At 29.5% G+C, this 14,582-nt stretch carries 10 protein-coding genes and 1 CRISPR repeat array; of the genes, 9 read left to right on the top strand and 1 reads right to left on the bottom strand.

Going from position 1 to position 14,582, the window contains the following annotated elements; all coding sequences use genetic code 11:
• Window positions 1–802: hypothetical protein (locus MBBTH_RS00560; RefSeq protein WP_116591106.1), on the bottom strand; the 802-nt coding region annotated here is incomplete at its 3' end.
• Between the two features lie 346 nt (window positions 803–1,148).
• Between MBBTH_RS00560 and MBBTH_RS00555 the strand changes: the two genes are divergently transcribed.
• From MBBTH_RS00555 to csm5, 9 genes are all read left to right on the top strand, one after another.
• Window positions 1,149–2,024 carry a restriction endonuclease gene (locus MBBTH_RS00555; protein ID WP_116591105.1) on the top strand — a complete coding sequence of 292 codons (876 nt, stop codon included), beginning with the start codon at window positions 1,149–1,151 and terminating at the stop codon, window positions 2,022–2,024.
• A 34-nt stretch (window positions 2,025–2,058) separates the two neighbouring features.
• Complete coding sequence (locus tag MBBTH_RS00550) at window positions 2,059–4,611, top strand: AAA family ATPase (RefSeq protein ID WP_116591104.1); 2,553 nt, start codon at window positions 2,059–2,061, stop codon at window positions 4,609–4,611.
• Window positions 4,604–5,887 carry an LlaJI family restriction endonuclease gene (locus MBBTH_RS00545; RefSeq protein ID WP_165813991.1) on the top strand — a complete coding sequence of 428 codons (1,284 nt, stop codon included), beginning with the start codon at window positions 4,604–4,606 and terminating at the stop codon, window positions 5,885–5,887. Before MBBTH_RS00550 ends, MBBTH_RS00545 begins: the two co-directional genes overlap by 8 nt.
• A gap of 18 nt (window positions 5,888–5,905) precedes the next feature.
• Window positions 5,906–6,094 (top strand): hypothetical protein, encoded by a 189-nt coding sequence (locus tag MBBTH_RS00540; protein ID WP_116591102.1) that lies wholly within the window; start codon window positions 5,906–5,908, stop codon window positions 6,092–6,094.
• A gap of 566 nt (window positions 6,095–6,660) precedes the next feature.
• A CRISPR array of direct repeats spans window positions 6,661–8,661; the repeat unit is 37 nt; unit sequence ATTGCAAAGGAGTTTCCACTAAAACAAGGATTGTGAC.
• Window positions 8,662–8,878: 217 nt separating this feature from the next.
• Window positions 8,879–11,341, top strand: a complete 2,463-nt coding sequence (gene cas10, locus MBBTH_RS00535) for a type III-A CRISPR-associated protein Cas10/Csm1 (RefSeq protein ID WP_116591101.1) — start codon at window positions 8,879–8,881, stop codon at window positions 11,339–11,341.
• A 4-nt stretch (window positions 11,342–11,345) separates the two neighbouring features.
• Complete coding sequence (gene csm2 / locus MBBTH_RS00530; protein ID WP_116591100.1) at window positions 11,346–11,777, top strand: type III-A CRISPR-associated protein Csm2; 432 nt, start codon at window positions 11,346–11,348, stop codon at window positions 11,775–11,777.
• 2 nt (window positions 11,778–11,779) lie between these two features.
• Window positions 11,780–12,502: a type III-A CRISPR-associated RAMP protein Csm3 gene (csm3, locus tag MBBTH_RS00525; RefSeq protein ID WP_116591099.1), complete on the top strand. Its 723-nt coding sequence runs from the start codon at window positions 11,780–11,782 to the stop codon at window positions 12,500–12,502.
• 10 nt (window positions 12,503–12,512) lie between these two features.
• Window positions 12,513–13,445, top strand: coding sequence for a type III-A CRISPR-associated RAMP protein Csm4 (csm4, locus tag MBBTH_RS00520; protein WP_116591098.1), 933 nt, complete (start codon window positions 12,513–12,515; stop codon window positions 13,443–13,445).
• Window positions 13,445–14,581 carry a type III-A CRISPR-associated RAMP protein Csm5 gene (gene csm5 / locus MBBTH_RS00515; protein ID WP_116591097.1) on the top strand — a complete coding sequence of 379 codons (1,137 nt, stop codon included), beginning with the start codon at window positions 13,445–13,447 and terminating at the stop codon, window positions 14,579–14,581. The genes csm4 and csm5 overlap by 1 nt, the downstream gene beginning before the upstream one ends.
• Window position 14,582 lies beyond the last annotated feature (1 nt).

The raw sequence follows: 14,582 nt of genomic DNA, 5'->3' as shown, positions 1-14,582 counted from the left end.
ATAAATGAAATTTGCATAATTGATGTTTTACTCCTATTTCATCTGCTACGTTACGATACATTGGGAATAAGTCTGTTGTTAAGCAAATAAATGGTTTATTTGCCGTTGAATCTAGAATAAATTTTTTCGTGTTTTTCGGTATTCTGTGACGTACAATTCGTTCTGAGACTGGAATATTGAGTATTGCATCATATAAAGTTAATCTGTAGTGTCTGACTCCATTTAGCCTTAAAAATTGCTCATCATATAAATAATAGCCAGAATATTCGAATTCTTTGTTGATGATTGTTTCTTCGTGATTTTGATTTGACCAATTCTTGATTGTTTGGTGAGATATTCGAATTCCAAGGAATATTTCAAAGTATTTGCTTATTTTACGAAGTGATTGATATCCAATTTTCATTATTCCAGGAATTTTATCCATGATTTCTTGTAAATATTGTTTATTTTTACCAATTAATGGATTATTAGATATTCCGAATTTTTTATTGCATTTTTTGCATTGATATTGCTGTTCTCTAAATTCTGTGGTTTTTCCATTGATATTTTGTTTGTTTTTTGTTATTGTGCCTTTTTTAATTATTTTATGGCTTCCACAAACTGGACAAATTGGATTATCATATTTAAAAGTGTTATTTTCATCTAAAAATAGTTTTGAATTAGTATTTTCAAAATTTGGTACTTTATTTAATCTTTCTGAAATGATTTTTTCTTGATCAATTTTTTCATCAGAAAAATCGTAAAGTTTAAGTTGTATGAAGTTTAAATTACTATTGAGGACAGATTTATTTATATTAGGCATAAAATATTATTTGTCCTCACTTATTTAAGTAATTTACTATTTTTTAATTGTTTATTTTGAAATTAAAGAAAAATTAGAACGAATTTTTATCGAAGTGAAATTTCAAGTGTAAAAAAAATAAAATTTGAAAGAATCCTATAAAATTTTACAGACTCTATTTTTTTAAAAATGATTATGAACAAGTGTTAATTAAGTTATAATTCTCTGCATAGTATTCTTGTTTTAAATAAATTTTGTATAGGAATAATATTAAATTTTACACTTGTTGTAAAGGAAAAATCTTATTGGTTGGGGGGATTGTATAAATACTATAATTTAATAACATATAACTAACTAGGTGAAAACAATGCCGATTCCAAAATTTGATGAATTATTCAATGATGTATTAGAGTTTTTATCTGATAAAAAAGAATATAAAACTCGTGATGTTAAAGAAGAACTTTCTAAGAAATTAGACTTAACTGATGAAGAACGCCATGAATTATTACCTTCAGGTTCTGAACCAATAATTAATAATAGAATTGGTTGGTCAATAACAACTCTTAAAAAAGCAGGTTATGTTGAATCTCAAAAGTGGGGATCAATCAACATCACTGAAGAAGGTTTTAAACAACATAATAAAAACCCTGATATTACTATTGATGATTTAATGGAAATAGATGATGTTTATAATTGGTTTAATCCAGGAAAACTTAAAGGACCAGATGGTGAATCAACTCCTGAAGAAGAAATTGAAAAATCTCTAAAACAAATTAATGATTCACTAGCGGATTCAATTATTGAAAATATTTTAAACAATGATCCATTCTTTTTTGAAAAATTGGTGGTTGATTTACTTCTAAAAATGGGTTATGGTGAATTTGGTAGAGTTACCTCACCCACAAATGATGGGGGAATTGATGGAATCATTAATGAAGATAGATTAGGAATTAATAAAATTGCAATTCAAGCAAAAAGATTTGCTAAAGGAAATGTGATTGGAAGACCTGAAATTCATAAATTTGCAGGAGCATTAAATGAAAAAGGTTTATCAAAAGGAGTGTTCATTACAACTTCTTCTTTTACACGTGAAGCAATCAGCTCTGCAAAACATCAATCAATTGTATTAATTGATGGTGAAAAATTAGCTAATTTGATGATTGAATATAATGTTGGAACTTTTACAAGCCATATCTATGAGATAAAACGTATTGATAGTGATTATTTTAATAGTGGTGAATAAAGGATTATATTAACATTATAGTTTTGGTGAAAAAATGACAAATATGTGGATGGTAAGAGCTGGAGAAAATGCATTTTTAATAGATGATTTTGAAAGATTAAATGTTGTAGCTATTGGTTGGGGTTTGGGAGATTTAACAAATAAAAGTCCTAATGAAATTAGAGAGTTAGTTGATGAAAATTATCCAAATAATCCGAAGATAAGAAATGGGAAAATTGCTTCTAATGAAACTAAATTTCTTTATGAGATTAAAGTAGGAGATTATGTTTTATCATATGGTCCTTTCACCCGAAGTTATCTTTTTGGAAAGATTACTTCAGATTATATTTATTCAGATATTATATCTAAAGATTTAGAGAATGATGATTATTCAGATGTAAGAAAGGTTGAATGGTTAGGGAAAATTTCCAGAGATGACCTTAAAAAATCTACTCAGGATGTATTAAATAAGCGTCTTACAGTTTTTGATATTAATGAAAATGCTCAAAGAGATATTTTAAGTTTCTATCAAAATGATGATATAAAACAAATTAGGACTGTTACTTTAGCTAACACCAATTCTGACTGCTTAACATATGATGATGCAATTAATTTCCTATCAAATGTGTTGATTAACGAAAGGGATGGTCATTACCATTATATTAGAAAAAATATTAATTTGATTGGAAGAACATTGGTTTTATTTAAATATGAAGGAAAATTGATTGGTAAGGGGATTTTCTGTGATGAATTTGAAAAACAAGTTGTAATAAATAGTGAACATTATAATGGGTATTATTTGACTGAAAAAGATTCAATAGGTATTTTTAAAGAACCTGTTGGTTTAGATGATTTAAGAAAATATGTTCCGGATGTAAAAAGTTTGAATAGAGATCAAAAAATTGATTTAAAATATTTAGATAATGTTAATCAAATGATAAATGAGTATATTGAGGATGATTCGATGATTGTTGAATATGATGAATCCGCAAAAATCATTAGAGATTATTTAGATGAAAATAGTTTAGGAAACTTTGAAAATGAAGAATATGAACATAATTATATTAAATTTAAGGAAGATTTTGCACCAAACATTTTAGAAAATTTAAAAGGTATTGATATTTTAAATACAATTTTTATTCATGATGGTGATAAAAACACTTTATGTTCTCAATTAGAGTTTTTTGATGATTATAAGTTTGCAGGAAGTATTTCAGGAGGTTCAGCACATAAATATTCTTTATTTAAACATAGTGTAACACAAGAATGGACTGCAGGCCCAGCAAGAAATTCAGAGAATGTAAGTGAAAATGAAGCTATTGAAATAGCTAAAAAAATACGTGATGCATTAGTTGATGGAGCTCGTTTAATTGAGCAAAGTGTGTTAACTAATGTAGATGATTATATTCAATTAGAGAATGATTTAGGAGATATTTTTTCTAATTGCAGTGCGTCACATACTAATATGTGGATTCATAAATATTATGCATTGATTTTTCCAGACAAATTCCCTGTTGTTCATTGGGATAAAATGAAAAAAGAATTTCTAGAAACTTTTAATATTGTTCCTGAAGAGTGGTATTATGCTCTTGATGGACAATTGGTGTTATTAGCTAGAAAAGCAGGTATTAAAAGTTACTCTTTATATAATGAAGAAATTTTAAATTTATTTGAAGATAAACCTCCTTTAGAAAGTAATCTAAAAAGAAACATAATCTACTTTGGAGCTCCTGGAACCGGTAAAAGTTACAATTTGAATCAAGATAAATATGATTTATTAGAAGATAATGAAGAAAATTATGAAAGAGTAACATTCCATCCAGATTACTCTTATGCAAACTTTGTTGGAACTTATAAACCTGTGCCGGAAGGTAATTCAATAACATACAAGTATGTTCCAGGACCATTTATGAGAATACTTAAAAAAGCAATTAATAATCCAAGTGAACCTTATCTTTTAATCATTGAAGAAATCAACCGTGCCAATGTAGCAGCTGTTTTTGGTGATGTATTCCAATTATTGGATAGAACTGAAGAATTTGAATCTGAATATCCAATTGAAGCTTCTGAAGACATGAAGACATATCTAAATGAAACTAAAATTAAACTCCCTCAAAACTTATTTATTTGGGCAAGCATGAACTCAGCAGATCAAGGTGTTTTTCCAATGGACACTGCATTCAAACGTAGATGGGATTTTAAATATTTCAGCATAAATCACAATGAAGATTTAATCAAAGACACTCATTTTATCATCAATCAAAAACCACTCAATTGGAACGACCTCAGAAAACGCATAAACGATGAATTATTGTCATACAACATCAATGAAGATAAACTTATTGGTCCGTTCTTTGCATTTACTGAATACATGAATCAAGAAATTGAAATAAAAACTTTTAAAGATATATTCAAAAACAAAATTATCATGTATTTGTTTGAAGATGCAGCTCGCTCAAGAAGAAATCAGCTTTTCAGTGGTGCATGCAACATTAAAGATACAAAAAACATTACCTACTTTGAAATCTGTGAGTTAATAGATGATAATAAAATAACTGAAATATTCTCCAATGACTTTCTAGATGATGAGGAAGAGGATAATGAATGAAATTTACATTAAAGAGTTAAAGGAATATTCAAGAGAGAATATTTTAAAACTAATGAATAAGGATTCATTCTATAAACTCATGGAAAATGATTATATCAAAAAAGTGGATAGCAATCATTTTAAGTTTAACTTTGTAGGTGTGATAATAGTTGATAATTTCATTATCAAGTGCTATCCCAAATATATTCCCAACAAGGACAATATCAAAAGTGATTTTGCCCAAGTCATGAAGGTCATTAAGAAATATAAAAATCTTTATGAGGATTTCAGCTTTGAAAATGAAAATATAGAGGATATTTCATTCAATAAACTGTCCATGATGATTTATTTTCTGGAAGATTATTATGAAAATGGTGTTTACACTAAAATCCAGAAAACTCATGAAATTAACGGAAACGGTGAGATTGATTGGGACAGGACAATCAACAATTTCGATCCTATCATAAAAGATAATAAACCTTATTATGGCGAATTATACACTAAATATAAGATAAATGATTTATATGATTATTTCAGATTGCTTCATGAATATATAATCACTGAATGCTCAAAGTTTTTGGAAAAAAATGAGATACTTGAACTGTTTGACTTGACTCCTGTTGAATTGTCAGATAAGACTCGATTTGACTTTGGAGAAGATGATTATATTTTAGAGAGATTGAAAAAGCAGTTACGTGTTGAGTTTAACTCACACAAGCAAAAATTACTAAAAGCAATGCATACATTTGTCTCAGAGATTAATTCGTTTACCCAGGAAGATTATTTGACACTTTATGGGACTGGCAGTTATCATGTGATTTGGGAAGATATCTGTTCACAGGTATTTTCAAACAAGTTGAATAGAGTAAAGCATGTCATTAATAAGCCAAAATGGATTACTCGTGATGGATTTACTCATTATACTTCAAAAACCTTTGAACCTGATATTGTTACTTCTTTTGGAGATACTTTCATTATTTTAGATGCAAAATATTATAATTTGACTTTTAATAATGATAAATTGGAAGGGGAGCCTGGATTAGGAGATATTACTAAACAATATTTGTATCAACGTTCATTAGAAGAGTATAGGAAAGATAAATTTGATTGTGTTAAAAATTCATTGTTGTTTCCGAAATATAATGGCGAAATTGAAAATTTGGGATATGTTGATTTAGAGATATTATCTAGTTTAGATCTTGAAAAGATTCAAATTATTAAGATTCCTGCAGGGGATATGAATGAATATTATTTGAATAATCAAAATAAATTAAATTTACTGGTTGATTTATTATAGAAATCATTGGTGAATACTATGAGTAACAAATCGTTATGGGCACTATTTTTTATTTTACTTCTTGCGATAGGCGGTTTTGTGTATTATATGAATATACCTTCAATTGATGGGGATAGTCTCTATGTTGAAAAACACGTGGAAACTATTAAATATACAAGTGGCAAAGTAGAAAAGGATTATATTATTGATTACAGTTGTATTGAGTAATATAAATATTGAATCAGAGAGAATTTGGGCAGTAATCTATAAGTAAATTATATGAGGATTAATGAGTGTTGATAACTATAAAATAAAAATTTTATACAGGTCAGAAGTTTACTCTATGAATCTTTGTTTTTTAAGAGAAAAATATTTTTCAAAAGCGATTTAATCAAGCATTCGTGGTGATAATTATTAAGTCATGATATAATCATTGTATTAATAGTAAGATTATAATTTATAATTAACTTTTATTTTTTTGGATTTTTGTGGCAACCTCCATTATTTTTTAGATTTTAAAATTTTCAAAATTTTAATAACTTAAAGTAATAAAAAATTATTTGGATTTTTATCTGAAGTTATATGTTTTATTTTGTTTTCATCCATTTAAATCAAGTATTAAGAGTTATTTTTCTGTTTAGATTTTATATAAAATTCAAATCTTTTAAAAAATTATTTATATTAAATGTGTGAATCTTTATATATGGAGGATTAAATTTTAGATTCCCACATCAACGTTGTAAATCACAGGCTTTTGAGCAAGTTATAGTGTAAAATAAGAAAATTTTTCCGCTATTGCAAAGGAGTTTCCACTAAAACAAGGATTGTGACATTATGCAAGTTAAATAATGAAATACTTTTAAAATCATTGCAAAGGAGTTTCCACTAAAACAAGGATTGTGACTCCTCCCATACAGCCATAATATATTTTTTATTAGGATTGCAAAGGAGTTTCCACTAAAACAAGGATTGTGACACTTTTTCCGACCATTTCTTCTGCTAAATCAATGATATTGCAAAGGAGTTTCCACTAAAACAAGGATTGTGACATTTCAAAATCATCACTATCAATATATTTCCTTATGATTGCAAAGGAGTTTCCACTAAAACAAGGATTGTGACTGATATAAAAAGCTCATGTTGTATTTGTTTGCTTTCATTGCAAAGGAGTTTCCACTAAAACAAGGATTGTGACCTTTCTTTAGGGAAATACGCATTTTTCATTAAGTTTATTGCAAAGGAGTTTCCACTAAAACAAGGATTGTGACTCCAACTGTGGATTGAGTGGATCTACCATCTCTTTTATTGCAAAGGAGTTTCCACTAAAACAAGGATTGTGACTGATTACTGGAAACAGATTGTATTGAAATGTTTAGATTGCAAAGGAGTTTCTACTAAAACAAGGATTGTGACCGATAAACAAGCATTCATCGTGGATTTCATCAAAATATTGCAAAGGAGTTTCCACTAAAACAAGGATTGTGACTGATGGTGACTTTTCCTAAAGAAATCATTTGTTCTAATTGCAAAGGAGTTTCCACTAAAACAAGGATTGTGACTTAATGTTTTGCTTTTTCATAATATCACATCTTATATTGCAAAGGAGTTTCCACTAAAACAAGGATTGTGACTCAATCTCTGTTTCGCTGTATACTTTTACTTTTTGCATTGCAAAGGAGTTTCCACTAAAACAAGGATTGTGACTCATTACCAACCATATCTTTTAAAGGTTGACATTCTATTGCAAAGGAGTTTCCACTAAAACAAGGATTGTGACCATTGATTCTCATCTCATAACGAAATGGCTTATTAGATTGCAAAGGAGTTTCCACTAAAACAAGGATTGTGACTGGTATTTGCCGCCTCTTTGGTTACTACATATTAAATTGCAAAGGAGTTTCCACTAAAACAAGGATTTTGACATTTATATGATTTTCAATTTCAGAATACATTTTTAAATTGCAAAGGAGTTTCCACTAAAACAAGGATTGTGACTTTGTCTGTTACTTCTGAGTTTAACCATGACTTTCTATTGCAAAGGAGTTTCCACTAAAACAAGGATTGTGACACAGATGAGATGCTACCATAGTCATAACCAAATGAATTGCAAAGGAGTTTCCACTAAAACAAGGATTGTGACTCTTGTATGTCGTAGTGACTGCAAGCGGCTATATAGATTGCAAAGGAGTTTCCACTAAAACAAGGATTGTGACGACGGCAGGAGATTACTACTTCACCGATTATTTTTATTGCAAAGGAGTTTCCACTAAAACAAGGATTGTGACTTGAACTCCACTGATTTATAAGCACTGAAACACTGGATTGCAAAGGAGTTTCCACTAAAACAAGGATTGTGACACCACCTGTGCAGTGGTGCTAAATTCTGTGTATGCATTGCAAAGGAGTTTCCACTAAAACAAGGATTGTGACCAATCAACAACAATACAACAATAAGGAATAATATTATTGCAAAGGAGTTTCCACTAAAACAAGGATTGTGACAATATTCCTGAAAATTCGACTTCAATGAAGTACTTTTATTGTAAAGGAGTTTCCACTAAAACAAGGATTGTGACCAATCAACAACAATACAACAATAAGGAATAATATTATTGCAAAGGAGTTTCCACTAAAACAAGGATTGTGACTTGTATAAAATCCTGTTACTTTTGCAAGTGTAACTGGATTGCAAAGGAGTTTCCACTAAAACAAGGATTGTGACACTTGATTTAACTTAGTCTTAGTAATTGGTATTTGAATTGCAAAGGAGTTTCCATTAAAACAAGGATTGTGACGTTTTTATTTTAGTTTCTATTTGATTGTAAATATCAATTGCAAAGGAGTTTCACTAAAATAAGGATTGAAACTTCCAAACATACCACATGCCAGTGAAGTTTCCTTCAATTGCAAAACGATTCTATTAAAACAGGGATTTAATGTACATATTTAGGTAACTTTAAATATTTTTTAAACACAATGTATTATTATCAATATAATGGAGGTTACCTCTAAATGGATGATTATACTAATTTGAAATTTGCTAGTCTATTCCACGATATTGGTAAATTTTACCAAAGAGCGGACAATCTGGGTAAATCTAATCATGCATATGATTCAAAATATGAGAAATTGGATGCAAGTGATTACGGTTCCTCAGGGGCTCATTCTAAATGGTCAGCAGATTTTGTAAAGGATTATTTTGATGATATGGTTGAGGATTTAGTTTTATACCATCACAATCCTTCAAAGTCCAGTTTTCCGGATTTATGTAAGATCCTTAAGAAGGCTGACGAGCATTCATCAAAGGAACGTATAGACGCTGATGAGAAAGGTGACGTTCTAGCCACTCCATTGACTTCTGTCTTTTCAAGGATTTCCTTAAGTGACGAGGACCATGATGAATATTATGTTCCTTTAGTTGAGCTGGATTTTACAAAAGGATTACATCCTCAGGATAAAAAGACAATGAGCGGTTGGAATCTTGTTCCTGAATATCAGCAGTTATGGGCTAAATTTGTAAATGAATTCAAGATTTTAAGTAATATAAACATTGAAAGTGTTCTTGCAATATTGAAGAAATACTCTTCAACTGTGCCGTCAGCGGCGTATTACTCCGAAAGTGACATTTCCCTATATGACCACTTGAAGACAACGCTTGCTATTGCAAATTGCAGATATTTATTCTCAAAAGAGGATAATTTAAAACAGACTGATGACCAACCGGTTTACAGGATTATTAATGGGGACATTTCAGGCATCCAAAATTTCATTTATCGTGTTCAAACACCTGAAGATGCTCAAAGCGGTATGAGTAAGCGACTGCGTGGACGTTCACTTTACTTAACACTTTTATGCGAGGCAATCGCATCGAAAATCATCAATGATTTGGATCTTGACTCTTCAAACATTCTTTTCTGTGGCGGTGGCCGATTTACAATTATTGCACCGGATACTGCGGGAACTAATGAAATAATTAAAAAAATTGACCTGGAAGTTAATCAAACTTTTATAGATAAATTCAATGCTGAATTATTCTTAAATATTGTTTCAACCCCTGCTTGCGGTGATGATTTAGCTAATTTTGATAAGGTTTTAGCCAATCTTGCCTTATTGTTAAATGAAAATAAAAAACATAAATTCATTAATCACTTAGAGGATATTTTTGAAAGTGATTCAAGGGCAGTCTATGATTTATGTCCGGTATGTGGAAATGAATCTAAGGGAGATTTATGTGATGATTGCCATGAGCATGAAAAGTTGGGAGGAGCTGTTGCAAACGCAAAATATCTAATTAAGTATATTTCACAGGATAAAATAACTGATGCATTGTACTTTGATAGCTTAAATATTGGTTATATCTTTAAAAAATCTAAAAAAGATGTTATTGATTTAGTCAATGAAAATGCTGATGTTAACTTCACAGTTTATAGATTAAATGATGCTGATTTTTTAGATTTTGTCGGTGAAATTGATAACGAAAACGTTTCATTTGACTTTAAGGTTCTTGGAAACAGCATTCCAAATATTCATGGAAAACCATTATACTTCAATCATCTTGCCGAAATCTCAAAAGGAGCTAATAAGCTTGGAGTATTAAAAATGGATGTTGATAATCTCGGTTTGATATTTTCACAAGGGTTTAAACACTTAAACGATGGTGAAGGTGGCGCAAGTATTTCTAGGATTTCCTCGTTAAGTTTCTATTTGGATTTATTCTTCTCCGGTCGTATTAATCAAATTGTTGATAAATTCTCATTTACAACAGGCCTTGTTGATGATGTAGAGTCTGCAATGGTTGAACTTGATTTTGAAGATAAAAAAGAAATTGTTTACAAGCCAAGAAGCGAAATTCCAAAAGGAACAGGCACTTCAACAATCCATATTAACTATTCCGGTGGAGATGACTTATTAGTTGTTGGTCCTTATGATGATATAATTGAATTTGCACAGGAATTTAGGAGTAGATTTAAAAAATGGACAGCAAATAATAAGGATATAAATATATCAGCAGGCATATCAATTGTTTCACCGAAATTTCCGATAGGAAAAGCTGCAGTTATGGCTGATGATGAACTTGAAAAATCAAAAGACTGCGGAAGAGATAAAATCACGGTATTTGGTGAAACTCTCAATTGGGAAAGTAATGGACTTGAAAAGGGTTTTGATGAAATATTTGATTTTGCTAAATATTTAGAGGAGAAGAATGAATCAAAAGAAATTTCTAGAGGTTTTACTCACTCATTACTAAATATTTGGAAGAATAATTTCACAAAAAACAATAATATTTCTAATGAAACAGAATGGAACAGGGATATTCAAAAAAGACTATCAACAAAATCATATATTCCATTATTTAAATATAAATTAAGATTAATTCATAATCGTGAAATACGAGACGAAATTGATAAAAACGGAATTAAATTCATGCCATGGATAAAAACTCCTGTGTCATGGGTTAGTTTAAGATTAAGGTGATTAAATGTCAGATATTAATGATGTAATAGGAAAAATTAATGCTTGTGGTACATTAAGTGAAATCCCAACAAAGGATTTCCTTGATGCGGAAACAGGTTATGCGCATATTGTTGCAAAAAATTCTAAAAAATTAAACACAACTCAACTTAGAAAATTCTTTGCGGCATTAAAAAAATTAGAACAAAAGGACACTTGGGATGAAATTGAAACAGAATTTTATTTATTAAAACCAAGAATGGCAGTTTCAGTCGGTCGTAAAAACTTGCCGAAACCATTTTATGATGTAATTTTAGCAGCAATGGCTAAAGTAGATAATGTAAGTGATGAAGAGGTCATAGTGAAAAATTTTGATATTTTTGTTAAATTTTTCGAAGCAATCGTTGCATATCATAAATATGAAGAAGAAGTATCTAAAAGTCAAAGAAGGAGGTATTAGGGATGTTTCGTGAAAATTATATAATTCAAGGTAAAATTGTTTGTAAAACTGGTCTTCACATTGGTGGATCAAGTGATGCAATAGATATTGGTGGAAGTGACAATGTTGTTATTAGGGATTCAGTAACAGGAAACCCATTCATCCCTGGTTCATCTTTAAAAGGTAAACTTAGATTCTTAACAGAATTAAATGATAAAGATTCCGCTCAAAGTGTCATTGATAATGATGGTAAACCTGCTGATGATCCTAACTGTATTGCTTCTAAATTATTTGGTGTTTCAGCTGATGAAAGTCAAAATGAATTAAAATTCCCAACAAGAACCATTGTAAGGGATTCATATCCTGATGAGGAAACCTTGGAATTGTGGAATAATGAATCATTAATCAGTGGTGCTGAATTAAAATATGAAAACACCATTAATAGAATTAACTCCTCTGCAAATCCAAGAAACATTGAAAGAATCCCGAAAGGGTCCAAATTTGATTTTGAGATTATATTCTCTGTATATGAAGATGATGACGAAAACATTTCCTATCTTTTAGATGCAATGAGACTATTAGAAGATAACTATCTTGGAGGAAGTGGTTCAAGAGGTTTTGGTCAAATTAAATTTGAAAATATTAAATTATCAAAAAGAACAAGTGACTATTACAAAGAAAACAACGATGAAGAAGTAATTGTCGAATCAGATGATATAACTGAAGTAATCAATGCATTAAAATAGGTGGTAAATAATGTTGATTTATATTAAACCTTTATCAACATTTCCAAAATTACACTCTGATACTTTATTTGGAGCGTTAACATATGCAATAAGCGAGTTATATCCTAATTTAGTTGATGAGATGATTAATGAATTTGAAGAGAATAAACCACCATTTTTAATATCTTCAACATTTCCTGTAATTTTCAATGAAGGGGATAAAGTTAAATTTTATCCAAAATTAATTATTGGAAGTGATTTATCAGGTATTGATTCACAAATAATTAAAGATTATAAGAAAGTTGATTATATTGAAGAGAAACTTTTTTATGCCCTAATTAATGGAGAATTATCTGAAAAAGATATTTTAAATAATTATGATGATTATTACAGGTTTTCAAATTTATTAATGGGTGAAAAAATAGATGTTGACATTGGTTTTGGTGAAAATATACTTCCAAACAACAGCGTAAACAGATTAATCCACGAAACCAAGATATTTTATACACAAGGAGACAGTTATAAGAACTTGGGTTTATTTTTCCTTGTTCAAATATTTAATGAGGATTATTCAAGTATTCTCAAATCTGCAATTAAATTCTTAAAAGATCGTGGTTTTGGAAGGGATATCTCAACTGGAAAAGGTCATTTTGATTTTGAAATTGATGAAACGGTCACATTCGATGATGGTTCTGATAAAAACATGTTCGTTACACTTTCAAGATTCATTCCAACTGAGGATGATTTAAAAAGAATCAATGAATATTCTTACTATGAAATAGGCTCTAAAAGAGGTAGGGATAAAACCGGTGAAATTAGAAAGCAGGTAAGATTTTTCAAAGAAGGTTCAATATTCCCTAATTATCAAATGAATTATGGTAATATTGTTAAATCTGGTGAAATCAATCCTGCAGTTGAATATGGTTATGCTTTTCCATTAAGATTTAATAAGGAGATGAAATAATGAATTCAAGTTATAAATGCAATCTTAAAGTTTTATCTCCGGTTCATGTGGGCTCTGGTGAAAAATACACCGCTTCTGAATATGTGAAATCAAAAGCTAAAACTAAAAAAGGCAATGTTTTAAATATTATTAAAAGGATGGATGTTTCTAATTACTTTTTATCTCTTGATGATGATAAAAAAGAAGAATTTTTAAGAGATTTATCAAATCCTAACTTCAATTTAAAAGATTTTGATAGTAAAATTCCTAATACTTATATGAAGTATAGGGCAATTAACAAATCTAAAAAAGAAATCTCTCCAACACAAGAAATTAGTGAAGCTATTAAAACCTTAAATGAATTATATATTCCGGGGACATCTATTAAAGGCGCAATTAAATCTGCAATTTTATATTATGAAATTGATGATGATTTAATTCAAGACATTTCTAATAATGTTTTAAGAAATAACGGTAGAGTTGATAACAGAAGTTACACTAATTTCATGAATAGGATTTTCTCATCCAGAAAAGCTCCAACTCCTGCCCAAGGGGATATAATGAAATTTTTACAAGTTTCTGATTCAAGCACTATTAAATCACCAACTATTTATGATGTTGCCACAGTTATGGCCTCTTTCAGATTGGGACATAATGAGTTTTATACTAGAAATAAGCATTCTCGTGAACCGACTTTAAGTTTCCTTGAGTGTATTGCCAGAGGCAATAATCTTTCTTTTGAAATTAAGAACAATTATGATTATGATATTTTCAAAAGATTAGGTTTGGACGGTAAAAAGCATCTAATTGATATGGATAATATTAAAAAAGCAATTTATGTCTTTTCAAGGGCTTTAATTAATTTTGAAAAGGAATTTGCTGAGGATTATAATATTGATTATTTGTATAAATTCTACTCTAATTTAGAAAAACAAAACTCCTTAGACAATCCTGTTTTAAAATTGGGTGCAGGTTCTGGATTTTTATCTACAACCATTGGTTTAAAAATTAAAAAATACGACGAAAACTTATTTGATAAAATTAAAAATGGAACTAGAGGAAAAACATATGATTATTCATTCCCTAAATCCAGGAAAATCACTCAAGTTGGTGGTCTTCCTTTAGGTTGGGTCCAATTTTCATTTGAAGAGGTTTAGA

Origin of the sequence: Methanobrevibacter thaueri (assembly GCF_003111625.1) — an archaeon.
Taxonomy (GTDB): domain Archaea; phylum Methanobacteriota; class Methanobacteria; order Methanobacteriales; family Methanobacteriaceae; genus Methanocatella; species Methanocatella thaueri.
This window is presented reverse-complemented; position numbering and strand designations above follow the sequence as displayed.